The following is a 23,548-nucleotide window of genomic DNA, read 5'->3' as shown; positions in this document are numbered from 1 at the left end:
GCAAAATGAATTCCTATGTATGTACGCTATTCTATCATTTTTATGTGATAATAGACAATGAAAAGCATATGAACTAGAATCGAAAGATTGAATTGTATATAATCTTTAGAAATCAAAAGCATATTCATTTGATGAAGTCCTTACGCCTGCTGTAGAATTTTAGTAGATGGCATTTAAGAAGCTAAGGTTGACAAGTAAAGTTCATTCGGCAGAATGGTTAATATTTGGAGGTAGAATTATGAAAGAGATAAAGTTTGAAATTAAGGAAAATATTGGTACGTTATCTGAATCAGCAAAAGGCTGGTCCAAGGAAATGAACCTTGTTAGTTGGAATGGTAGGGAAGCTAAGTACGATCTCAGGGAATGGGATCCAAATCACGAAAAGATGGGCAAGGGCGTCACCTTGACTGTAGATGAAGTAAAGAAACTTAGAGAATTATTAAATGAGATTGAAATATAATTGGGTTTATTTGTAGCAATTAGATAAACAGCGTAAAGCTAGTAGACAAAATAGGTATGAGGTAGGTATGGATAAGGAATTATTATTTCATGGGATAAAAAGGTTAGATGAGATGGGATACAAAGGCCAAAAGGTCAATGTGCTCATTTTCGAGGTACCAGGAACAGACCATGCCAGCAGAGTGGAAGCCTCTCTTCGGTATATGGCTCCGGAGGTCAACGTATATCATGCCTGGTATAATCTTAGAAATTTCAAGCTGATAGAGATGGTTCAATATATTGTGGAAAAAGAAATTCACATTATAAATATAAGCTTGTCTGCGGAGGGTTATCCTTCCGAATTTGTCCAAATGTTGGAAGACTTTATTGAACGCGGTTTATTGGTTTTTTGTGCAGCTGGTAACGATAGAGACAAGGGCCCTTTCGGCTTGGCCATGGATGTAGCAATCACCATTGGGGCAGCTAGCCTTATCGAAGAAGAAGTATGTAAAAGAGATGATAGCTCTGCAATTACTTCTTATCTTGACTTTATCTTTTTAAGACCACCAGACCATATTGCTGGACATGGAACTAGCTTTGCCTCGCCAATGGCGGCTGGCCTAGCTGCGCGTCTACTTAGTGGCTATGGCCGAATTGAGCAACAGGAAATGATTGAAGTTTTTAGAGTGCTTAGCCAACATCATAGCAAGCTCTTACGGGATGATGCTGAAAACAGCAGTGTAATTAAATCTAGATATACAGGTTGGGGCGCTCCAATATTCAAGCAAGAGTTGGTTGAAGAATTATTGGATAGATAGACTGATTTTTTAGCTGAAAATATATAACCAAAGAAGCTGGAAACGATGAATTGTAATCTAACAGGTACGATATCTGAAAAAGATAGGCATACAATCTAGTGCAGGTGGAGAATCTTGATGAGGATTTCTATCTGCACTAATTTTAAATTGCATGTTGAAGAAATTGACGCTGTTCAATACATGTAAAAAAAATGAGTATAGCAAGGAACAGGTATCTAGAAGCTCGGTTGATATAAGGTTTTAGCAACAAAATATTTGGATATACTATTTCAGAGGTTGAAAAATGGCTTATTATTAACAATTATCAGCATGCAGAAAGGAATATCTATCCTAATAGGAGAATATCCAAAGAATCAGATAAAATGAAAAGGACTGAGAGTGAAATGGATAAAAGGGATCTTGGAAAAAGCTATGAGTATGATGAAATCAATAAACGTTTTATACTGGATGTACAGCTAGAAGACTACCGGGATGCATATAGTGATTGGGATTTTTCTCCTTTTACGAATAGAGATCTTGATGAAGACCTAACGGAGTATTTACTAGAGTGTTCGTATGAGATTCCAATGAAGTATGATCTACTGATTAAATTCTATATTTTAAATCAGGAAATTAATCAGAAAAGGGAAGATAGAAGCATAAAGGGTATGCATAATTATTTTGAATATCAGCTGAGAAGAATAAAAAAGAATAAGTTGAGAGTGCTACGTGAAATCGTTTCCTATACATTTATCGGTGGGATATTGTTAACAGCTGGCTACTATTTAGAAAGCCACGGGTCGGAATCGATATTTTTTTCGGTACTAGATGAGGGCCTATTCATTGGTGGATGGGTTATGCTCTGGGAGATGTTTTCTGCCTGGTTCTTTGATATGAAAAAGATAATTAATAAGGGTAAGCACTTTGAAAGACTAAATAATTCAAAAATCATCTACTCCTACGGAAGAGATGCTGTTAGTTCAAAGCCGTAAAGCGTGATTGTAGCATAATAATCCACTCGATGAATTGAATAAAAAGTGGAGGCATACTAAGCAAATCAGAACAGCCGTTTTCTGAATGCTTATTGTCTTACTTGTGTTTTGAATACAGAAAGATTGCATCCGTTTCGCAGAATATTGTAAATATGAATATTTCATACTGAGCCTTGACCATGAGATAACATGGAAAAGGCTTTTTTTATATCCAATCGACTAATAACAAGAATTGTAAATAGGTGAAAGTATTCATTTACCTATCAAAATAAAATAAATTGATAATATTGTGGAGTACATTTGCAATATTTATTGGATATTTAGTGCTGCCTTAGTTATAGTAATGAGGAAACTAGGAAGATATTTTTGGGCTTATACAATGTTTATAATTCAGTGTATAAAAGATAATTCTTGTGATGGCTACATTGCGATAAGATAAGAAAGCCTAGGAATAATTTTCATTTGACTTATGGGATGGATTGAATATTGCGAATAGTTCTGAAAGAGAGTTGTATAGGTATGGGTAGCATAAGTGATGAATTCATTGTACTCGAAGATATTTCGAAGCGTTTTGGGAAACTAGAAGCACTTAAAAATGTATCTTTAAAAATAGAAAGAAATAAAATTACATCATTAGTGGGGGATAACGGTTCAGGTAAGAGTACATTGATTAAAATTTTATCTGGAAATTTGAAGCCGAACGGTGGAACAATTTATATTAATGGAAAAGCGTATAATTATTTACTTCCAAAGATAGCAAAACAGTGTGGCATATCTACTGTATATCAGGACTTGTCACTTGATAACTATAAAGATGTTGTAGAAAATATTTTCCTCGGACAAGAAATCACCAGATTTGGTTTTATTATCGATTATCCGAAGATGCAAAAACAAACTGAAAAACTTCTTGAAAAACTTGAAATAGATATACCTTACCTTGGAACTTCAGTAGGCTATCTATCAGGTGGGCAAAGGCAATCTATCGCAATAGCAAGAAGTATTTTTCAAGGGGAAAAGCTGATAATATTTGATGAACCAACGGCGGCAATGGGAATAAAAGAGTCAGCAGCAACCAATAAGATGATTCAATCATTGCCTGCGAAAGGATTCACTGTTTTAATGATTAGTCATGATTTAAATCAAGTATTTGATACTGCTGACCGAATATATGTTATGAGGAATGGGGAAATCATTAAGGATGCTGTTAAAAACGATATCACACTTACAGAGTTGAAGACTGGGATTAAAGAAACATATTAAAGAACGAGGTGGATACAAGTTGAAAATACCATACAGGAGAGTAATAGGGAAAAATGAAGGAGTAGATCGGTCTTTTGGAGTCTGTCAAGAAATTGGTGTAAACTTCCTTAAAGATTTTTCTTAACTCAATTCGTGGAAGGTCAAATACGTCCCTCGAAGTGAATTGCTAGCTGATTAATAATTTTACCCCAGTCCCGAGTCCTCATAGTCCATTTCTTGGTTATATCAATCATTGCCAGATACAGCATTTTCAACAGGGCATCATCGGTTGGAAACACACTCTTGGATTTCGTGACTTTGCGTAGCTGGCGGTTAAAGCTTTCGATGGCGTTTGTTGTGTATATCATCCTTCTGATTTCAGCCGGATACTCGAACATTGTTGCTACTTCATCCCAGTTGTCTTTCCAAGGTTTTACCGCGATATAATACTTCTCGCCCCACTTGTCTTCTAAATCTTGTAGAGCGTTCAAAGCGGAATCTTCGTTGATTGCTTTGTAGATTGGTTTAAGATCATTGACGAATGCTTTACGGTCCTTCCAGGACAGGTATTTCGTTGAATTGCGAATCATATGAACGATGCACCGCTGAATTCTGGTGTCTGGATAAACAGCCTGTATTGCTTCTTTAAAGCCATTCAGTCCATCGATAGACACTATCAGCACATCCTTAACACCACGATGCTGCAAATCAGTTAACACTTTAAGCCAAAATTTACTGGTCTCATTTTCTCCGACCCACATACCTACAACGTCCTTTTTACCGTCCAAATCAATACCTAGTATGATGTAGACTGCTTTGTTGACTATCTTTCCATCCTGACGGACTTTGTAGTGGATGGCATCCATGATTAGGTGGGCATAAACCTCTTGTAGTGGGCGTTGCTGCCATTCCTTTATTACAGGTAATATTTTCTCAGTAATCTGTGAAATCATGGTTGGTGATACATCAATTCCGTAAAGGTTATGTAGATGATCCTGAATGTCTCTGACAGTCATCCCTTTGGCATACATGCTTATGACCTGGTCATCAATACTTGAAACATCACGTTGGTTTTTCTTAATGATTACAGGTTCAAAATCCCCATTACGGTCTCTAGGTATGTCAATTTCCATTTCTCCATAATCGGAACGAACCTTTTTAGAACGAATGCCGTTACGGCTGTTTGTAGTATCCTTGTTCTTATAGTCATACTTGCTATATCCGAGTTCATGATCCAGTTCAGCTTCCAGCATTTCTTGCATGATGTCTTTGAATTGTGCTTTTAGTAGGGACTGGATGTCTTTGACATCCTTAAGCTCGCCTTCTTTCATGAGTTCGCGGATCAGTTGTTTGTCGATGAGTTTTTTCTGGGCCATTATAGTGTTCCTCCTTGAAGATAGATTTAGTTTATACAATCTCAGGAGTTTACACCAATTATTTTACACCCTCGTCTTTTGCCCAGGTCTTTCTTTTTTTTGTTTTAATTTTGTTAGTTGCATTTTTATCGAACAGATCGCCATTTTTCTTTACTAGGATCAATATAATTAATATTCTTGATAATACATCTCTACAGCTAATAATGGCTATAGGGATGACTTTTGTTATTGCAAGTGGCGGAATAGATTTATCTATCGGAAGTATTGTGGCATTAAGCGGTATATCAATTGGACTAATGCTGAATGCTGGTATACCGATAATAGCATCTGCTCTAATCGGTGTCTTAATTGGAGGAATGTTAGGTTTATTTAATGGTTTCATAATTTCAAAATTCAAAATTGCTTCTTTCGTAGTAACAATAGGTAGTATGTCCTTATTTAGGGGACTTAGTCTAGTAATAACAAAAGGTCAACCAATCTACGGTTTTCCTGCAGCTTTTACGTTTTTTGGAAAGGGAAATTTAGGAGAAATTAACTTTCCAATCAAATTGGCTTTCGTTATAACATGCATTGCTTTTTTACTACTGAAATACACCAAATTTGGGCAATATACGTTATCTATTGGAGGAAATGAAGAGGCACTGAGAAGAGTAGGCGTAAACATCAACATTTATAAATCATGCATATATATGTTTTCTGGTATTTGTGCTGGAATTGGTGGACTAATTTTAGCATCGAGATTGAATGCAGCAGAACCAAATGCTGGTTTCATGCTGGAAACCAATATAATTGCAGCTGTTATTTTAGGTGGCACATCCATGAATGGCGGTAAGGCCAGTCTTGGTGGAACGATAATTGCTTGTATCCTTTTATCAGTAATGAGAAATGGATTGACAATTCTAAGTATTTCTTCTTATTATCAACAGCTTTTTATAGGGCTTATCATTTTAATATCTGTATCTATTTCTCAAATAAGACAAAGAAGACAGCTACAGATAAATTTATAATATAATAATTGGAGGTTTAAAATGAAAGGTAAAAAAATTGTATCAATATTGTTAGTGGTAATTATGGTAATGGGTCTATTTGTTGGCTGCTCTGATCGTGGAGAAGAAAATACAGATGCAGATGAGCCAACAAATTTGGATGTGGAAAATTCAGCAGCATCTAGTGAAGAAAACCTAAAGATCAAAGAAATGGAAACAATTCTTATGGATCAATTAGACCCAATGCCAGAAACTGGTAAAGGCGAGAACGTAGGTGTTCTAATTATTTCTTTGACGAATCCATTTTGGGCTAACATGAAGGAAAAATATGAAAAAGCAGGTGAAGAGTTAGGAATCAATGTTGAGGTTTTATCAGCACCGACGGAAGGAGATACTGTTTCTCAATTAGAAACTTTAGATGGTATGGCGGTTAAAGATTATGATTCCATAATTTTTTCCCCCATAGATGGAAATAACCTGATTCCGGGAATAATTCGAGCAAACCAGGCTAATATTCCGGTTATAAACTTAGGACCTGGAGTAAATAAAGAAGCCCTAGGAGAACAAGATGGACATCTCGACGGTATTATTACGGTAGACTTTGAAAATCAAGGCGAAATGGTTGCTAACGATATGCTTAACTATTTACCTGATGGTGGTAAGGTAGCTATAATTCAAGGACTAGCCGGAGCAGGACAAAGCGAGGGCCGTACGAATGGTGCAAAAGAGGTATTTGAAAATACGGATGGAATAGATCTTGTGAGCATACAGCCGGGAGATTGGGATCGCAATAAGGCATATGAAATCACGACAGCCCTTATTCAAGCTCATCCTGATATTAAGGGTATATTTGCTTGTAATGATGTAATGGCGTTGGCTGCAGTAGAGGCTTTAGAAGCGGCTGGATTAAACGATCAAGTAGTTGTATACGGTGTAGATTTTACTGGAGAAGCCCAAGAATCGATTATTTCTGGCAGACTTGATGGCTCTATTACTTATTCCCCGGCAGTTTATACTAGAGCTGGATTGCTTTTGGCTTTAAAAATATCTCAAGGTCAAGAGATTACAGATCCTGTTTATTGTCCACTAGCTATAGTAAATAAGGATAATGTCAATGAATTTAACGGATGGGAATAAAACAATAAATTTTCTAGTAGAGACTGCTTTGTTGGGACATGGTTTAGTATCTATAGAAGATGATTTGATAATATCACTTTTCCCAAAAGATGCTCAGCTAGCCTGGATAGAAAATGGTGAAATCAAAATAGATACTATATCTAAGTTTATTCTTGCCAGAAAGCAATATGACCTATGGAAACGCTTTGATGGTGAAGCAGTACTAAAGCATGATTACAAAGGTGAAAATGCCTTTTTGACTGCGTCAGGTACAATGGCTGTTGCCCAAAAAATGAATTGTCAGGTAGTCGTAACCGCAGGGATTGGAGGCATAGGGGATATAAAAGAGGAACAATGTTCCTATGACCTGCCAGCCCTATCAGAAATGGGTATTACTCTAGTTGCAACATCTCCTAAAGACATGCTTGATATCAGGGGCACGTTGAATTGGCTTCATGAAAATCAAGTTCATACGTATGGGTTTAATACAGAAGTCTGTACCGGATATATATTTGAACTTGAACCGATTTACTTGGAAAAAGAAATTACTGAGGCTGATTTAATGAATATTATTCCTGGTTGCAATTTAATTCTAAACCCTATTCTTCCTGATAAAAGATTGAATGATGCAACACTATTGGAAGGTGGAATTGATGCGGGAAAGAAGGCAGAAAATATTGGTGAGGCCTATCATCCTGCGGCAAATGCTTTTTTCGATAGATCCAGTAAGGGATATTCATCACTCATTCAATTAAAAGCTTTAATTGAAAACATCAACATTGCTAAAAATATAACATTATAGTCGAAAGTATTCCAAACTGATAAAATGCTTTTAATTAGTTGTGGAAAATATTAAACTATACAATTTTAGAATCCTCATGGAAAGAGCCGATCTCTGGTTATTTTCCATGAGGATTCTTTTTTTGTGGACCTAGTATCCATTGCTTATCAATAATATTGATTTACTAGCCATCCCTTCAATAAATTAAGATTACTTGGGAAAATGTGTAAGTAAAGTTGCAATAAGATTCTTTTGAAGGCAAAGGGATAATGCAATAAATAATGCGGAAAATTAAATTTTGAAGAATAAATTGTTAGATAAAATAGAATGTATACAAAAGTACATAAAGAACAAAAAAGAAAAATAAAGAGTACAAAACGGCAATAATATAGTAAAATAGCTTAAAAATACAATGTATACAAGAATACAATTGATAAAATACCATTGCGCAATATGGCAAAGAATGCTAATATACACAAGAAGATGCACAAAGAATACTAGCCAATCTAATTACGGTGGAAGGAGGATCTTTTCAAATAACCAATTAGGATTATTACTACATCATGGCACTAACTTGAAATTATACTTTCATAAGAATAAGAAGAAAAACGAATTCTATTATCGGAGGAAAGCATGAAAAAGACTAAACATTATCTTGGGTTATTCGCATTAGGTGTTACATTTGCTTCTATGTACAACTTGCCGTATATCAAATATATCTTTTATGATGCATTAATTGAAGGAATGGGAGTTACGAACCAACAGTTGGGTGCATTGTTAAGTTACTACGCATTGGCTTGCATCATTACCTATATTCCTGGTGGCTGGCTCGCAGATCGGGTTTCACCTAAAAAGATTCTTTCTGTTTGTTCATTCTTCAATGGACTACTGTGTATCTATTTTGCATTCACTTTGCAATCATATAATAGTGCCATTCTTGTTTGGATTTTAGCAGCTCTAACAGGTAGTGCAGCATTCTGGGCTGCAATTATGAAAGCCGTTAGAATATCTGCTCCAAGTGAAGAACAGGGTACTACGTTTGGAATTTTTGAAGCAATGTGTGGCTTGGCTTCAACTCTTGGCAATTTCTTGCTCCTATTTATTTTCTCAAGATTTGCTTCTACTGATGTCGGTTTAAAAGCAGCTATTATCGGTATGGGTGTACTATCTATAATCGGCGCGGTATTAATTGTGTGGCTCTATGATGACCAAATGGAAGACAATACAGGTGAAGTAAGAAAGAAAGCATCTTTCCAGGATGTCATCAATCTTCTTAAGAAACCGGGTGTTTATTTATCTGCGATTGTTGTTTTTAGTGTTTACAGTATTTACTCAGGACAGACATACTTGACTCCGTATTTCTCTAATGTTCTAGGAGCATCAGTTGTATTCTCTGGTTCACTAGCAGTAGTAAGGACCTATGGATTAAAGCTCATTGGAGGACCAGTCGGCGGTATTGTTGGAGATAAAATAGGATCAGTTTCCAAGATGATTGCTGGAAGTGCTCTGGTATGTTTAATCTTCCTCGTGGTCTTCTTAAAAATGCCTGCTTCTTCGTCTATTGTTGGCTTGTTGACAGCCCTGATGCTTATCTTGGCCACTGTTAACTTTATGATGAAAGGTACCATGTTTGCCACTATCGACGAAGTTGGTATTTCTCCTGAAGTTACCGGTCTCGCAGTTGGACTCATTTCTCTGGTTGGATATCTTCCCGATGCCTTTATGCACACTATGTTTGGTAATTGGCTGGATGTTTATGGCAATACTGGTTATCAATATATTTTCACTTATTTGGCGGGAATGTGCGTTACAGCATTCGTTGCAACTATGCTTATTACCAGAATGAAAAGAAAAATGCTAAGGCAAACAAGAAAAGTATGGAAAACGCTAAGGAATGCTGCTAATAATTTGTAAATTGAAATAATCACTATTGTGTTGTTGAAAATATCTTGGCTAAGTATGGATAATACCAAACGGAATAAAGCGAACCTTTGTAGTTATCTGCCTCGATTACCAAGAACTGTATAAAACACCTTCTTACATTTTAAATAGCATTCTTGGTAGTCTGAGGCCTTTTGAAATAGGTATATAATTAGGCAAATTCTGAACGAAAGATAAATGATTAAATGAGTAAACAATGGAGGTAAAAATGGAAAAAGCAAAACCAAATACAGATCGATGTAAGGGTTGTTATTACTGTGTTGAAGCCTGTCCTAAAAAAGCGATATCAGTTTCGGACCATGTGAATTCTAAAGGCTATGAAGTTATTCAGGTAAATGAAGAAATTTGTATAGGCTGTGGAATCTGTTATCAAGTATGTCCAGACTATGTTTTTGAAATTAGATAAGGAGATTTGAAATGAAACAGGTATTGATGAAAGGCAATGAGGCCTTAGCGGAAGCTGCTTTAAGAGCGGGTTGTAGATTTTATAGCGGATATCCCATTACACCTCAGAGCGAAATCTTAGAATATTTATCTTGGAGAATGGATGAGGTTGGTGGAGAGTTTATTCAAACTGAATCTGAATTATCGGGAATAAACATGCTACTTGGTGCTTCCGCAGCAGGAGCAAGAGTACTTACTAGTTCATCTGGCCCAGGGTACAGTCTAAACCAAGAAGGAATTTCATACTTGGTAGCAGCTGATCTACCGGCAGTTATAGTTGATGTTATGAGGTATGGGAATGGTCTTGGAGATGTAAGCCAAAGTCAAGGCGACTATTGGCAGTTGACCAGAGGTGGTGGACATGGAGACTACCGCACAATCGTGTTAGCACCATCCTCTGTGCAGGAAAATGCAGATTTCACCTATGAAGCATTTGAACTTGCGGAAAAATATCGTCACCCAGTATTAATTGGCTCGGATGCTGCCATTGGACAGATGATTGAGAAGGTATCTTTTCCAGAAATGAAAGATCATGATATTGATACTTATGAATGGTCAATCAAAGGTTGTAAAAAGGGAGAAGTACAAAAGAAGATTACCAATACGTTATATTACATGGAAAATTACGATGACTATTTATTAAATAAATATCAGCAAATGGAAGACAATGAACAACGTTGGGAATCGATTTCAGTAGAAGATGCAGAACTTGTATTGGTTGCCTATGGCATTAGCTCAAGAATTTGTAAAGAAGCAGTAATGACGGCAAGAGAACAAGGAATAAAACTTGGCCTTATCAGACCCATTACACTTTGGCCATACCCAGTAAATGCGTTTAAAGAACTTGGTAGTGAATGCAAAGCACTGATGACGGTAGAAATGAATATCCTAGGTCAGATGAAGGACGATGTAGTTTTGGCTGTGGCTAATAAATATCCTGTTTATTCATATACTACAGTTAAAGAAGTTCCTGAAACGGAAACAATAATTGAGAAGGCAAAAAACATTTTGTCTTGCAAGGAGGCATAATCATGAAATTGAAGGCACCTGAATCCATATCATTTGCAGAGACCTCATTCTGTCCTGGCTGTGGACATGGTCTGGTTGCAAGACTGATTGGTGAAGTGATGGAAGAGATGGGCATGACCGAAAAACTACTTACGGTCGTTGATGTAGCCTGTGCTTCTTTGAATATTGATACATGGAAATTTGATACAATTATGGCTGCGCATGGCAGACCGATTGCAACAGCAACAGGCGTGAAAAAGGTAAGAAAAGAAAATCCTGTACTCGCATACCTTGGAGATGGAGCGGCTTATGCTATTGGAATATCTGAGACCATGTACGGTGCGTTAAGAAATGATAATGTTGTGGTTATCGTTATCAACAACGGGGTTTTTGGTATGACAGGTGGCCAAATGGCACCTACTTCTTTGGAAGGACAGAGAACTTCAACAACAGTAATGGGAAGAGATGTTAAAAAAACTGGGAAACCATTTGATATTACTAAAATGATAGGTCAACTTGATATTGCGTATTTAGCAAGGGGATCTGTCGCCAATTTCAAAGATATTGCCAAAACGAAGAAATATATCCGTAAGGCATTTGAAAAACATATGAATAACGAAGGATATTGCTTACTCGAAATTCTGTCACCTTGTCCGACCAATTTGGGTATGACTCCAGTACAGTGTGCACAACGAGTGGATGATGCAATGAGAGATCAATATCCTACAGGTGAGTATATTGATAATGGGGGTAACCAATAATGAAAGAAATAATTTTTGCTGGTTTTGGTGGCCAAGGTATATTAACTTCAGGATTGATTATGATAAATGCTGCAATGGAAAACGGTGATAATCTTACCTGGTACCCTTCATATGGATCTGAAATGCGTGGGGGGACAGCAAATTGCAATGTGAAAATTAGTAAGGGAGAAATTGCCAGTCCGTATTGCAAAACGATTGATATTCTCTTTGCCATGAATGAACCAGCAATCGATAAATTTGAAAAGGATATTAAAGAAGGCGGCTACCTATTTGTTAACAGTTCCTTGGTGAATTCAGAAAGAACATATCGAAACGATGTAAATGTTGTAAAAGTTGATGCAACGGAATGTGCCAGTAAAGTAAAGAATCCTAAAGGTTCAAATATTGTGATGATGGGTGCAGTCATTAAGGCAACCGAAATTTTCAAGAAAGATGTATTTGTGAAAGCCATGTGCAACTATTTTGAGAATAAGGGAAAAGGAAAATTCAATCAAAAAAATATTGCGGCGTTTGAAATAGGGTACGATGCTGTTTAAACTCTGGTAGGAGGATTATAGATGAATCTGGAAAAGTTGCTTAAACCAAATAGGATTGCAGTAGTAGGAGCAAGTGAAAAAGAAGGTTTTGGTGGAGATACATGCAGGAACATTATGGAATACACAAAGGATTTAAGTAGTGTATTCTTTGTGAATCCCAAAAGAGATGTGATTTTTGGCCAACCGTGTTATCATTCACTATCTGAAATACCAGGTGATATCGATATGGTCATCATATGCACTTCGAAAAAACTGGTTGTTCCTTTATTGGAAGAAGCTTCCAGTAAGGGGTGCGGTGGAGCGGTTGTCTTTGCTAGTGGCTACTCTGAAGTTGGAACGGATGAGGGTAGAAAGGCAGAGGAAGAACTAAAGGCGCTGTGCCAAGATTTGAATATTGCTTTGATGGGCCCGAACTGTGCAGGATTCGTTAACTATATTGATAATGTCAATGCCTTCGCGTTCATATCGGACAAGAGGGACCGAACAGGTAGTGTAGGATTTGTTTCTCAAAGTGGACAATTTTGTCTATCGCTGATGGATAGTCCTAACATGAAATTCTCCTATTCAATTTCTGCTGGGAACAGTCGTATAGTCACAATGGAAGACTACATCGATTTTCTTGTAGATGATGAAAACACCAAGGTTGTCAGCATCTACATGGAGGGTGTCAAGGATCCACAAAAATTTTGTAATTCACTAGAAAAAGCTGCGAAAAAACGAAAACCAGTTATCATCCTAAAGGCTGGAAGATCAGAAAAAGGAAGCCAGTTGGCAGCCTCTCATACTGGAAGTTTAGCCGGCTCAGATAAAACATATGACGCCATATTCAAAAAATTTGGGGTAATTCGCGTAGATGATATGGAAGAACTATTGGCCACCTCGTTGATGTTTTCTGCAATAGATGTTTTTCCTCCAAAGGCAACGTTTGCTTCGATGAATCTTTCCGGTGGTGAAACCGGTATATGTGCTGATCTAGGTTCCTTAAACGGTTTGGAATACCCGGATTTTTCTAAGGAAACAGTATGCAAACTGAAAGAACAATTGCCTTCATATGCTTCTGTACATAATCCATTGGATATGACAGCATCGCTGTCGTATGATTCGGACCGGTATGCAAAAGTTTTATCTACGGTAATGGAAGATGAGAATATTGGAATAGTCCTGATTGGATATACTTTGCTATTAGAAGTCGTAGATCCGGCAATTAAGTATATGGCAGAAGGAATCGAAAAAGTCATTCAAGCTGGAAATGCAAAACCGGTCATCATGGTTCCTTTTGTAGAAAATACTCGAAACCTTGCGTATTCGGAGAAACTACTTAGCCTAGGTGTGCCAATCTTGCCTCCAACTGTATATGCATTTAAGATACTTAGGTATTTGAAGGACTTCATCGAATACAAGTATGAGGATAAGATACTTAAGCTTGCTATACCAGCTGAAAATACTCTTGCAACAAGCAAAGCACTTTCAGAAGTTGAAAGTAAGAATCTCCTTAGTGAATATGGGGTTAAGGTTGACAAGGCTTATATTGCAACGAGTGAAAAAGAGGCTGTAGAAGTAGCAGCATCAATGGATTTTCCCATTGTGATGAAAATTGAATCTTCTGAGATCCTACATAAATCTGATGTGGGTGGTGTAAAACTGAATATTAGTAGTATTGATGAAGTGAAAAAAGCATACTCAGAAATTATGACTAACGTAAAAATACATAAACCAAATGCCAAAATCAATGGTATTTTGATGCAAAAGATGTTGCCCCAAGGTCTTGAAGTAATTTTAGGGGTGAACAATGATCCCCAGTTTGGTCCCATGGTGTTGATTGGTTTAGGGGGAGTTTTTGTGGAAGTATTTGAAGATATTTCTTTATACCCTGCGCCTTTGAATGAAAAAGAAGCGTTTCAGATGGTTGAAAGTTTGAACTCATATAGGATGCTAAAGGGATATAGAGGAAGTGCTCCTTGTGATATTCAGACATTGGTAGATACAATTGTTCAGGTATCTGAATTTGCACAGAAAAACAAAGACAGTGTGATGGAACTGGATATTAATCCATTATTCGTATATCCTGAAGGCCAAGGTGTTGGTGTGGCCGATGCATTGGTTGTAATGAAAAAGTAAAAACTATTGGAGTAAATGCGAAAAGGGATTGTATTGAGTTCAAGTACTATATATTGATTGGGATATTTCAGATTGTTGTAGACGATAGGAGTGCACGGTACTGGAAATATCCCAATTTTTACTTTAAAGAATTTTGACATAAATGAATTTGCATAAATGATCAGATTTGTATAAAAGATTTTGCAGGAGGAATTATGTCATTTATTGATTCAACAATAATAGTTGTATATTTAGTTGTTTTGCTTTGTGTTGGCGTGTACGCAAACAAGAGACAAAACGATATGGTAGATTACTATGTTGCTGGAAAGAGTGCAGGAGTATTTTCAATAACCAGCTTGTGGCTGTCATCCTGGATTGGCGGGGCGGCAATCATGGGATGCTCAGCCAAAGCCTTTGAAATGGGAATAACGGCCATGTGGTTTGTTGGCGCAAATGCAATTGGTTGTTTGCTTTTTGCTTTTACCTTTTCAGGTATTATTAAGCGAATTGGTGATAATCTAAATCAATTGACCTATCCGGATTTTATTGAATCTAGATATGATTCACGGAGTAGAGTGATTGCAACGATTACGACAATTGTGGCCTATATTGCTTATACTTCTAGTCAATTGGTAGCAGCTGGTAGCATTTTACATATACTAACAGGGCTTGACTTGGGTTGGTCTTTTGTAATTGCTACAATAATAATTGTTGTCTATACTTCAATAGGTGGATTCAAAGCAGTTACCTATACTGATTGGATTCAGTTTATTCTATTAATAGTAGGTGTTGTTCTTGTGGGTGTACCATTGGTAACATCACAAATGGGTGGCATTTCAGCAATTGGGACGCTGCCAGATTCATATTTTGATATTGGTGCCTGGGGATGGCCAACGATTATTTCTATGACAGTAGCTCAAATTTTCACTTTCTATACATCGATGGATAGTTATACGAGATGTTTTGCAGCAAAAGATGAAAAAACGGCTGTTAAGGGAACGGTATATGCTGCGATTGGGATTGTGATTATTGCTCTATCGACTACCTACTTGGGACTTGCAGCAAAAGTTCTTATGCCTAATTTTGAAGCTGGAAACAGTCTGTTAACAACTTTGATTATTCGTTCTTATCCAGTGGGAATAAAGGGATTGGCTTTGGTTGGCATTTTGTCTGCTGTAATGTCGACAGCAGATATATGTATTTTAACAGCTTCGGCTAATGTTACGAACGATATCTACAAAAGATATATCAATAAGAATGCAAGCCAACGGGTTCTACTAAAAGTGGGCATCGCAAGCTCACTCGTAATTGGAACATTCAGTGCAATTATGGCGTGGAAAATGATGGATATTATTAATATTCTTTTTGTCGCCTTTACCATAAATTCAGCGGGATTATTTGTTCCTACAATATTGGGTGTGTTTTGGAAAAAGGGAACTTCTAGGGCTTCCTTTATAAGTATGACCTTATCTCTTGTGACTGTATTAGTATGGTATGGTGCTTCTTCTCTCGGTCTAGCAGGAATATTTTCCGCTCCTCCACTTTGGCCAGGATTGGCAGTTTCATTTGTAAGTTATCTATACTTTTCGCTTAAGGGGAATAAAGGAGCAGGTGAATCAGATCATACCAAGCGATTCATGAATGCTTTAAACAGTCCGGAATAGGTCTAGTGGTTTGCCACAAACAGTGAATAGAGAACAGTGATAGAAAAGATGCGAAATAAGAAAACCTAGAAGAACAAATAGGCTTATATGCCTGTCTGCTCTTCTAGGTTTTTTGTTTTTGTACTATGATTGTTGTGTAAGCTATTAAATCATATCCACGTGTTTGGTTTCCCAGTGTTTTCGATGAAATTCATTGATTCCTGCAATATCCTTTTTCTCAAATAGCTCGACGAGCAGATGATGGTCATCATTACATTCACTGAAGGCAGAGAGCAGGCGTTCACTGCAGCTACCCACATAGGATCTGTTGATTGGACTTGCCTCTAATTCCCGAATCATTTTAATGAGTGGTTCGTTGTCACATTTGTTGATGTAGACGTTGTGGAATTTGTCGTTTAGGAAATAGTAATCTGAACAGTTTTTGTATTTTAGTGCAATGTTAATTCTGTCAATGTATTCTCTCATCTTCATAAGATCATCTTCTGTGAGATGGTCTACCGCTAAGGTTGCAGCAAGAGATTCTAATGTGCTAAACAGTGTGTACGTATCTAATTTGGTTTTCGTATCAATTTTTTGCACGGCGTAGCCTTTACGTGGAACTTTTTTAAGAATTCCATCGGAGGTAAGATGGATAAGGGCTTCTCTTACTGGCGTTCTACTAATATTCAATTCATTGCATAATTGATTTTCGGTTATAATTTGGTCTGGTGCAATATTGTTGACTTGAATGTCTTTTTTGACTTTTTTGATTACCTGATTTGTAAGTGAGTCATTTGAAGGCATGTTTTGTTCCCCCTTTTTCTATATGTATAAGATAAATAATCTATTTTCAAGATATAATAGTATTATATAATATAACAATATACATGTATACACTAAAAACAGGAAACAACAAGAATACTAGTAGAAAGTCATTTAATTCGGATAATTTTGCCTGCTATTCTTCCTCTGCTTATAAAAAACAGAGCAAAGTATGTTTTCCGGTATTCTCAAATATGTAAAACCACTAAAAATGCTAGTCGTATGCCTACAATGTAGGGTCAGAAGCCAAAATAACTTGGTAAGAAAAAGAAGTGCTAAAAATTGTGAGAACAAGTTCTGTACCAACTTTATTACAAGTGGGAATTTTGTAATAATTTAAGCAAGAATACGAAGAGGTGAAATAGGATGAGAAAGTTATTAATTTTTTTAGGATTGGTTTTACTTTTTACAATGACCTTTGCCGCCTGTGAAAAAACTGAAAGTGGAGTAACCATAGCAACAGATGTTGAAGAATATAGTCCATTGGCATCTTCTATCCAGGGAATTACAATGACTCCTATTTTTAACTCGGATGGGAAGTATGGTATAGTAGAGTATCATTGGGTTGCTGGAAAAGGAAGCTTTATACTATTTGATCGTTTAGTAAAAGACGTTGTAAATGAGGGTGGGGACGTACTTTGGGGCGCGATAGAGGATGACCAAGTCGCTGATATAAACGAACCTTTCGAAATACAACTAGAGGTAGTAGACAGTGAGAATAATACAATATTAGCAAATACAGCGATTACAATTGTTCGAGATGGTGCTTTTTATAGGGTGGAAGCACAAAATTGATTGTTAAAGCTTGTGCTCTAGCAAGAAAATTCTCTTGTTACAGTGGAGTTGAGAGTTTGATGAAATTGTAGGACGGGATTTAATGTCTATGCATGGTTTACAGCTACTGGTCTATAGGTTATCAAGGTGAAGGGGATACTGATATGAAGAAAAAGCGTACGATTGTAGAGACACTTAGAGATATTGAAGAAGATGTAGTCAATGTGGTTATTAGACATATTAGAAACAGAACGCTTCATAGACACTTGTTGTTGAGCACGGATACAATTTCCCCTGCATATAAAAAGGAAATAAAGGAATACTGGGGAAAGTTTAATGTTAGAATCAATACCGATTGGCACAAGTTCTATTCATCACGAACCAAGCTCTATGATGTGAGATATATCCCTGAAGATTTGCATATAGCTAAAATAGATAAGTATTATAACGATAAATCTTTGTCTAGGGGAGTGGATGATAAAAATTATTATAGTCTTTGGTTTCCGAATATAAAAAAGCCTAGGATTGTTGTAAGAAAGATTAACGGGTTATATTATGATGAAGGTTTTACGTTATTGGATCAGGTAGAGGTTATTGCTCTTTGTCAAGGATATGAAGAATTGATTGTTAAACCAGCTATAGGGAGTGGAAATGGTCAAGGTATAGATTTCTGGAAAAGGAGTCAGGGTACTAGTGAGTTGGAAAGGATTATTTTTGATGGGGTGGATGATTTGACTGTTCAAGAAATACTTGAACAGCACGAGGAGCTAGAAAAGGTACACCATAATTCGATTAATACAATTCGAATTATGTCTTTATTGTTAGGCGAAAAAGTACATATTGTGTCTTCTGTTTTGCGAATGGGAACGGGTGAATCGCGAGTAGACAATTTAATAGCTGGTGGACTTGCTTGTGGAATTAAGGAAAATGGACAGTTGAAGGATATTGCGTATTCTTTTTTTGGAGTGAAATACGATAGGCATCCTCAAGGCTTTGTATTTGCTGATGGTATTGTTCCTTCTTTTGACCAAATCAAAAAAATCATAATGGAAGAACATATGAAGCTTGCTCATTTTCGACTAATTTCCTGGGATTTTTCTGTTGATAAAGAAGGAAATCCCGTGCTTATTGAAATGAATTTAAGGGAGGGTGCAACACGTTTGCATCAACTGAATAATGGCCCCCTATTTGGAAATCTTACAGAGGAAGTTCTGAGTGAGGTGTTCTTGAAGTAGCTTGATACTAAGTTGTTGTTCCTTGGATTAGAATAGTCAAAGCAATCCATACCCAAGGAGTGATGTTCTAGTGCTTTTTTGCGATGGGTGAAGTATAATTGAAAGCCTGCGAATGCGCAATTCAAAAAAATATTTTTAAGATATTTGCACCATACAAGGTTTTTGTTGTAACACCTATTTTGCGATATAACTTATATGATGTATGAAAAGAGAAGGAAACTTCTCTTTTTTTGTTTTTAAGGTTCGTTCAATCTTCACCTGTAGAATAGGGAATATGTAAGGTGGCAAAAGAAAAATATGGGGAGAATAGAATGAAAAAAGCAATCGTAATACTGCTAATCGGAATGCTTCTTATTTCCGGATGCAAAACAAATGAAGTAGAGCAAAAGGTAAGCGAAGTTATAACTGTAGATGCAAAGACAAGTTTGGAAGATATGAAACCGAATGATAAATCGGAAATTGAAACGACCTTGGATGCAGGTAAAGAAAGCTTTAGTGTTATTACTGTAGGTACTGGAACACCTAAATACTCGGATTCTCAAGCGAGTGCAAGTACACTAATCCAGTATAATGGTGGATACTATTTAGTGGATTGTGGTGATGGCAGCAATCGTAATTTATTAGCATCGGATTTTAGCTTTAAGGATTTAAGAGCGATACTGTTTACACACCATCACATTGATCATACGACGGATTTTTTTGATATTTATAGTAAGAGCTTTTTATCGAATGATGCACCCATTGATATTATTGGACCGCCAAGAACGGAGAAATTTGTTAGCTTTTTAAGCGATGTCTATTTAGACGATTTGCTGTATCGTAAGTCGAACATTAAAGAAATAGACGAATCGTACAAGGATGTCATCCTTAACTATGCGAATACTAGTGAAGTAATAGATGCAGGACATTTTGTAATCGATGGTCTGGATATAGAAGCGGCAGAAATGACGCATACCATGTACAACCTAGCCTATAGGTTTGAAGCCGACGATAAGTCCATAGTAGTTAGTGGGGATGTTTCATATGATGAAAATTTAATTGAGTTTGCAAAAGATGCAGATATTCTAGTGATTGATGGTGCTCTGTATACAGAAAAAGATAACACTACAGCTAGAAATAACATGGAACCCTTCTATGAGTACGGCGGTAATTTCGATGTGGAAGCACACTTGACGTTTGATGAAATGGTCGAGATAGCAGTTAAGTCTAATGTATCAACCTTAGTTGTTACACATTATAATTCAACAGACCAAGACCGGATTAGTAGAAGCATTAATAAAATTAAGGAAACGTTTGATGGTGAAGTAATCTATGCACGGGATATGCTAGAAATAGGGATAGAAGCGGAGGAAACAATTAACATTACTGAAGATACGCCAAAAGATATCAGCATGGTAACGAATTCATATAATATCGTGGATACAAATCAAGTAGAGTTTTATAGTGATCAAAATAAAATAGAATCGCCTTCTATTGGAGAAGAATTTTATGGACAAGATGCAAGTTATACCGGTAATACGCCAGCTTATACAGATAACAAAGATGGCACTATTTCTGATAAGATAACCGGTCTTATGTGGGCGCAGGACATGGGTGAGAAAATGTCATACGATGAAGCCGTTGTATTTGCCAATAATAGTAATTTGGGTGGCTATGACGATTGGAGGATTCCTACAATTAAAGAACTCTATTCTTTAATTCAATTTGACGGACGTGTTATGGGGGAAAAAGCGACGGAGAATTTGTTTATTGATACGGATTATTTTAATCAACCGTTAGGTGATACATCGAGTGGTGAACGAGAAATAGACGCTCAAACCTGGTCAAGTACAAAGTATGTTGGAACGACCATGCGAGGAGATGAAACAATTTTTGGTGTTAATTTTGTTGATGGAAGAATTAAAGGATATCCTACATATATAAAAAGAACTAGTACGGATAACGCTATGTATTTTAGACTTGTCAGAGGCAATACAGCTTATGGTGAAAACAACTTTGTTGACAATGGAGATGGCACGATTACAGACTTGGCAACGGGTCTTACCTGGCAGCAAAATGATAGTGGCTATGGTATGGACTGGGGAGCAGCTCTAGATTACGCAGAAAACCTGGATTATGCAGGTTACGATGATTGGAGATTACCGAATGCGAAAGAACTTCAAAGTATTGTAGATTATACCCGTAGTTTACAAACAACAGATTCAGCAGCCATTGATGAATTGTTTAATACAAGTTCGATTTTGGATATAAACGGCAATACCAATTATCCTTATTTTTGGACTTCAACGTCACATCTTGATGGTGTAAATCCATATTCATACGGGGTATATTTTGCTTTTGGTGAGGCCCTAGGTGTGATGAATGATACTTTAATGGATGTTCATGGAGCTGGAGCGCAAAGAAGTGATCCTAAAAGTGGAGATGAAAGTGATTATCCATCAACATTTGGTCCGCAAGGCGATATTAGAATGGTCTATAATTACGTTCGTTGCGTAAGAAATGATTAGCTTATGATACAATAAAAAAAAGGAGGGCTAGGTATGAAAATATTAATAGTAGAAGATGAATTAGCCCTTGCGAAAGCGATAGAAAAGCTAGTTGTTCAAAGTGGTTATATAGCGGATGTTGTCCATGATGGAATAGAGGCATTATATTTCTTGGAACAAGTGGAGTATGATGCGGTTATATTAGATGTGATGATGCCCAAAATGAATGGGTATGAGGTTTTAAGAAAACTTAGGAGTCAAGAGAACTTTGTGCCCGTTATTATGCTTACAGCAAAGTCAGAATTAGGTGATAAATTAAAAGGTTTTAAGGTTGGAGCAGATGATTATTTAACAAAGCCTTTTGAACCTGAGGAATTGTTAGTAAGGATTAAAGCAGTGGCAAGAAGAAAAAGAGTGTATATTCCGGATAGACAAACCTTTTTGGATTTAACGATAGATCGAGACCATCATACTTTTTCAGTTGGTGAAGAATCAATCAGGGTGAATGCAAAAGAATTTCTAATTATGGAAATGTTTATTCAAAATAAGAACCAGATTATTTCTAAGGAAAGAATTAGGGAAAACATATGTGGTTATGATTACAATGGTGAATATAACCAAGTAGAGGTATATATTTCCTTTATTAGAAAAAAACTGAAATCCATTGGCTCAGAAGTGAAAATAAAAGTGCACAGAAATATTGGTTATTCTGTAGGTGATTGTCGTGATTAAAAAAACTAGAATCAAGTTTGCGATTGTTATCGTGTTATCCCTAATGAGTTTGTTGGCAGCACTTCTTATCAATTTGAATGTCACGATGGATCAAACGAGAGATAGAAATATTAATGAAACCTTGGATATCCTGGTTATGACTTACAATACGGATATTCCCTTAAAAGTGACGAATGCTTATGAGTACTTAATTGTTATAGTTGATGAGCAGGATAGAATTGAAGATGTAATTTTTGGTCAAGAGGCAGTATCAAAAGAAATGATTGAAACGTATAGAGAACAAGTGAAGTTGCAAAACGTCAAACGTGGTGAAATTGCAGAGTACCGGTATCTTGTCAAAAAATATCAAGGCGGTAGTGTCATTGCTTTTGTGAATACGCAAACAGACAATATCATGTTAAAGACGTTACGGGAGAAATCTATTCGGATTGCACTGATTGGTACACTTATAATTGTACTTCTTTCTTATTATTTTTCTAAATTCATTACTAAGCCACTTGAGATGGCAGTAAGAAAACAAAGGGACTTCATATCGGATGCTTCTCATGAACTTAAAACACCGTTATCCATTATAAAAATAAATAGTACATTACTAAAAAATAACCCAATGGATTCTGAACACTTAAAGGAAATTGATATACAAGTCAATCGAATGTCAGAGCTTGTCAATGAATTGTTGGTGCTTGCTAAACTTGAAAACCAAGGGGAAAAGGAAGCGTTTCAAGAATTCGATATAAGTAAGACGATTTCACGGTCATTATTGCAATTAGAACTTGTTGCCTATGAACATGATAGAGAACTGAAATATGATATCGAAGAAAATATCATGTATAAAGGTATTCAAAAAGACTTTGTTACGATGGTGGATGCATTGGTTGATAATGCAATAAAGTATAGTACTGAACGAAGTGATATCATTGTTGCTTTCAAGCTTAGTGGTAAGGAGAAGATTCTAACTATTAGTAATGAATCAAGTGAAATGACTAAGGATGAGTGCCAAAGAATATTCGATGGTTTCTATAGATTAGATTCTTCAAGGTCAGCACAGGTTCCAGGGTTTGGCATTGGTCTTTCCGTGGTTAAAAGAATCGTACAGAAGCACGGTGGCACAGTCAGTGCAGACTACGGAGAAGGTATATTTACAATTAAAGTGGTCTTGTAAAGATCCCTGAATAACATGAATTCGATTTTCTCATGGCTGAGGGAGTCGAATTTTTTTTGGTTTAGATATAGTGCGGTGAACCCTGTAATAGGGAACAGTTCCTCTTTTTGTTAAAGAAAGCATGCATTATTGCACAAAGCACCACTTGTTATTTCAAGGGTTTTTGACGCAAAGGATACTAT

21 protein-coding genes are annotated in these 23,548 nt (G+C 36.6%); 19 read left to right on the top strand and 2 right to left on the bottom strand.

Going from position 1 to position 23,548, the window contains the following annotated elements:
• The first annotated feature begins 238 nt into the window (after positions 1 to 238).
• From JR334_04015 to JR334_04000, 4 genes are all read left to right on the top strand, one after another.
• The gene (locus JR334_04015; protein QRN86399.1) at positions 239 to 460 is read left to right on the top strand and encodes a hypothetical protein; all 222 of its coding nucleotides are present in this window, start codon (positions 239 to 241) and stop codon (positions 458 to 460) included.
• A gap of 67 nt (positions 461 to 527) precedes the next feature.
• The gene (locus JR334_04010) at positions 528 to 1,256 is read left to right on the top strand and encodes a S8/S53 family peptidase (protein QRN86398.1); all 729 of its coding nucleotides are present in this window, start codon (positions 528 to 530) and stop codon (positions 1,254 to 1,256) included.
• Positions 1,257 to 1,639: 383 nt separating this feature from the next.
• Entirely contained in the window at positions 1,640 to 2,227 is a 588-nt protein-coding gene (locus tag JR334_04005) for a hypothetical protein (GenBank protein ID QRN86397.1), read from the top strand.
• Between the two features lie 519 nt (positions 2,228 to 2,746).
• The gene (locus JR334_04000) at positions 2,747 to 3,487 is read left to right on the top strand and encodes a sugar ABC transporter ATP-binding protein (protein ID QRN86396.1); all 741 of its coding nucleotides are present in this window, start codon (positions 2,747 to 2,749) and stop codon (positions 3,485 to 3,487) included.
• A gap of 140 nt (positions 3,488 to 3,627) precedes the next feature.
• Here the strand turns inward: JR334_04000 and JR334_03995 are convergent, their stop codons facing one another.
• A complete protein-coding gene (locus tag JR334_03995; protein ID QRN86395.1) occupies positions 3,628 to 4,842 on the bottom strand; it encodes an IS256 family transposase in 1,215 nt (404 codons plus the stop codon).
• 14 nt (positions 4,843 to 4,856) lie between these two features.
• Here JR334_03995 and JR334_03990 point away from each other — a divergent pair, with 14 nt between their 5' ends.
• The 10 genes from JR334_03990 to JR334_03945 all read left to right on the top strand — a co-directional run bounded on the left by JR334_03990 (position 4,857) and on the right by JR334_03945 (position 16,176).
• Positions 4,857 to 5,849: an ABC transporter permease gene (locus JR334_03990; protein ID QRN86394.1), complete on the top strand. Its 993-nt coding sequence runs from the start codon at positions 4,857 to 4,859 to the stop codon at positions 5,847 to 5,849.
• A gap of 21 nt (positions 5,850 to 5,870) precedes the next feature.
• Complete coding sequence (locus JR334_03985) at positions 5,871 to 6,965, top strand: substrate-binding domain-containing protein (GenBank protein ID QRN86393.1); 1,095 nt, start codon at positions 5,871 to 5,873, stop codon at positions 6,963 to 6,965.
• Positions 6,943 to 7,746 (top strand): pseudouridine-5'-phosphate glycosidase, encoded by an 804-nt coding sequence (locus tag JR334_03980; protein ID QRN86392.1) that lies wholly within the window; start codon positions 6,943 to 6,945, stop codon positions 7,744 to 7,746. The genes JR334_03985 and JR334_03980 overlap by 23 nt, the downstream gene beginning before the upstream one ends.
• A 612-nt stretch (positions 7,747 to 8,358) precedes the next feature.
• On the top strand, positions 8,359 to 9,639 hold the full coding sequence (locus JR334_03975; GenBank protein ID QRN86391.1) for an MFS transporter: 1,281 nt from the start codon (positions 8,359 to 8,361) through the stop codon (positions 9,637 to 9,639).
• A 235-nt stretch (positions 9,640 to 9,874) separates the two neighbouring features.
• On the top strand, positions 9,875 to 10,072 hold the full coding sequence (locus JR334_03970) for a 4Fe-4S binding protein (GenBank protein QRN86390.1): 198 nt from the start codon (positions 9,875 to 9,877) through the stop codon (positions 10,070 to 10,072).
• An 11-nt stretch (positions 10,073 to 10,083) separates the two neighbouring features.
• Complete coding sequence (gene vorB / locus JR334_03965; protein QRN86389.1) at positions 10,084 to 11,139, top strand: 3-methyl-2-oxobutanoate dehydrogenase subunit VorB; 1,056 nt, start codon at positions 10,084 to 10,086, stop codon at positions 11,137 to 11,139.
• Positions 11,140 to 11,141: 2 nt separating this feature from the next.
• Positions 11,142 to 11,879, top strand: coding sequence for a 2-oxoglutarate oxidoreductase (locus JR334_03960; protein ID QRN86388.1), 738 nt, complete (start codon positions 11,142 to 11,144; stop codon positions 11,877 to 11,879).
• Positions 11,876 to 12,415 carry a 2-oxoacid:acceptor oxidoreductase family protein gene (locus JR334_03955; protein QRN86851.1) on the top strand — a complete coding sequence of 180 codons (540 nt, stop codon included), beginning with the start codon at positions 11,876 to 11,878 and terminating at the stop codon, positions 12,413 to 12,415. The genes JR334_03960 and JR334_03955 overlap by 4 nt, the downstream gene beginning before the upstream one ends.
• Positions 12,416 to 12,436: 21 nt before the next feature.
• A complete protein-coding gene (locus JR334_03950; GenBank protein QRN86387.1) occupies positions 12,437 to 14,533 on the top strand; it encodes an acetate--CoA ligase family protein in 2,097 nt (698 codons plus the stop codon).
• A 194-nt stretch (positions 14,534 to 14,727) separates the two neighbouring features.
• On the top strand, positions 14,728 to 16,176 hold the full coding sequence (locus JR334_03945) for a sodium:solute symporter family protein (GenBank protein QRN86386.1): 1,449 nt from the start codon (positions 14,728 to 14,730) through the stop codon (positions 16,174 to 16,176).
• A gap of 144 nt (positions 16,177 to 16,320) precedes the next feature.
• On the opposite strand, the gene JR334_03940 is transcribed toward JR334_03945, so the two are convergent.
• On the bottom strand, positions 16,321 to 16,959 hold the full coding sequence (locus JR334_03940) for a GntR family transcriptional regulator (protein QRN86385.1): 639 nt from the start codon (positions 16,957 to 16,959) through the stop codon (positions 16,321 to 16,323).
• Between the two features lie 384 nt (positions 16,960 to 17,343).
• On the opposite strand from JR334_03940, the gene JR334_03935 reads away from it, so the two are divergent.
• From JR334_03935 to JR334_03915, 5 genes are all read left to right on the top strand, one after another.
• Positions 17,344 to 17,772 carry a hypothetical protein gene (locus JR334_03935; protein ID QRN86384.1) on the top strand — a complete coding sequence of 143 codons (429 nt, stop codon included), beginning with the start codon at positions 17,344 to 17,346 and terminating at the stop codon, positions 17,770 to 17,772.
• 143 nt (positions 17,773 to 17,915) lie between these two features.
• A complete protein-coding gene (locus JR334_03930) occupies positions 17,916 to 18,986 on the top strand; it encodes a hypothetical protein (GenBank protein QRN86383.1) in 1,071 nt (356 codons plus the stop codon).
• Between the two features lie 311 nt (positions 18,987 to 19,297).
• Complete coding sequence (locus tag JR334_03925) at positions 19,298 to 21,493, top strand: DUF1566 domain-containing protein (protein ID QRN86382.1); 2,196 nt, start codon at positions 19,298 to 19,300, stop codon at positions 21,491 to 21,493.
• A gap of 33 nt (positions 21,494 to 21,526) precedes the next feature.
• Positions 21,527 to 22,204: a response regulator transcription factor gene (locus JR334_03920; GenBank protein QRN86381.1), complete on the top strand. Its 678-nt coding sequence runs from the start codon at positions 21,527 to 21,529 to the stop codon at positions 22,202 to 22,204.
• Positions 22,197 to 23,366, top strand: a complete 1,170-nt coding sequence (locus JR334_03915) for a HAMP domain-containing histidine kinase (GenBank protein ID QRN86380.1) — start codon at positions 22,197 to 22,199, stop codon at positions 23,364 to 23,366. Before JR334_03920 ends, JR334_03915 begins: the two co-directional genes overlap by 8 nt.
• Positions 23,367 to 23,548: the final 182 nt, after the last annotated feature.

This window comes from Clostridia bacterium (assembly GCA_016887505.1).
GTDB lineage: Bacteria > Bacillota > TC1 > TC1 > UBA5767 > UBA5767.
The sequence above is the reverse complement of the archived record's forward strand: the minus strand, read 5'-3'. Positions and strand labels throughout refer to the sequence as shown.

Excerpts from the sequence above, each read along its gene's own strand:
- vorB (QRN86389.1), top strand. The coding sequence starts at position 10,084 with ATGAAACAGGTATTGATGAAAGGCAATGAGGCCTTAGCGGAAGCTGCT.
- JR334_03940 (QRN86385.1), bottom strand. The coding sequence starts at position 16,959 with ATGCCTTCAAATGACTCACTTACAAATCAGGTAATCAAAAAAGTCAAA.
- JR334_04015 (QRN86399.1), top strand. The coding sequence starts at position 239 with ATGAAAGAGATAAAGTTTGAAATTAAGGAAAATATTGGTACGTTATCT.
- JR334_03985 (QRN86393.1), top strand. The coding sequence starts at position 5,871 with ATGAAAGGTAAAAAAATTGTATCAATATTGTTAGTGGTAATTATGGTA.
- JR334_03945 (QRN86386.1), top strand. The coding sequence starts at position 14,728 with ATGTCATTTATTGATTCAACAATAATAGTTGTATATTTAGTTGTTTTG.
- JR334_03925 (QRN86382.1), top strand. The coding sequence starts at position 19,298 with ATGAAAAAAGCAATCGTAATACTGCTAATCGGAATGCTTCTTATTTCC.
- JR334_04005 (QRN86397.1), top strand. The coding sequence starts at position 1,640 with ATGGATAAAAGGGATCTTGGAAAAAGCTATGAGTATGATGAAATCAAT.
- JR334_03930 (QRN86383.1), top strand. The coding sequence starts at position 17,916 with ATGAAGAAAAAGCGTACGATTGTAGAGACACTTAGAGATATTGAAGAA.
- JR334_03995 (QRN86395.1), bottom strand. The coding sequence starts at position 4,842 with ATGGCCCAGAAAAAACTCATCGACAAACAACTGATCCGCGAACTCATG.
- JR334_03960 (QRN86388.1), top strand. The coding sequence starts at position 11,142 with ATGAAATTGAAGGCACCTGAATCCATATCATTTGCAGAGACCTCATTC.
- JR334_03975 (QRN86391.1), top strand. The coding sequence starts at position 8,359 with ATGAAAAAGACTAAACATTATCTTGGGTTATTCGCATTAGGTGTTACA.
- JR334_03920 (QRN86381.1), top strand. The coding sequence starts at position 21,527 with ATGAAAATATTAATAGTAGAAGATGAATTAGCCCTTGCGAAAGCGATA.
- JR334_03950 (QRN86387.1), top strand. The coding sequence starts at position 12,437 with ATGAATCTGGAAAAGTTGCTTAAACCAAATAGGATTGCAGTAGTAGGA.
- JR334_03970 (QRN86390.1), top strand. The coding sequence starts at position 9,875 with ATGGAAAAAGCAAAACCAAATACAGATCGATGTAAGGGTTGTTATTAC.
- JR334_03935 (QRN86384.1), top strand. The coding sequence starts at position 17,344 with ATGAGAAAGTTATTAATTTTTTTAGGATTGGTTTTACTTTTTACAATG.
- JR334_04000 (QRN86396.1), top strand. The coding sequence starts at position 2,747 with ATGGGTAGCATAAGTGATGAATTCATTGTACTCGAAGATATTTCGAAG.
- JR334_03980 (QRN86392.1), top strand. The coding sequence starts at position 6,943 with ATGAATTTAACGGATGGGAATAAAACAATAAATTTTCTAGTAGAGACT.
- JR334_04010 (QRN86398.1), top strand. The coding sequence starts at position 528 with ATGGATAAGGAATTATTATTTCATGGGATAAAAAGGTTAGATGAGATG.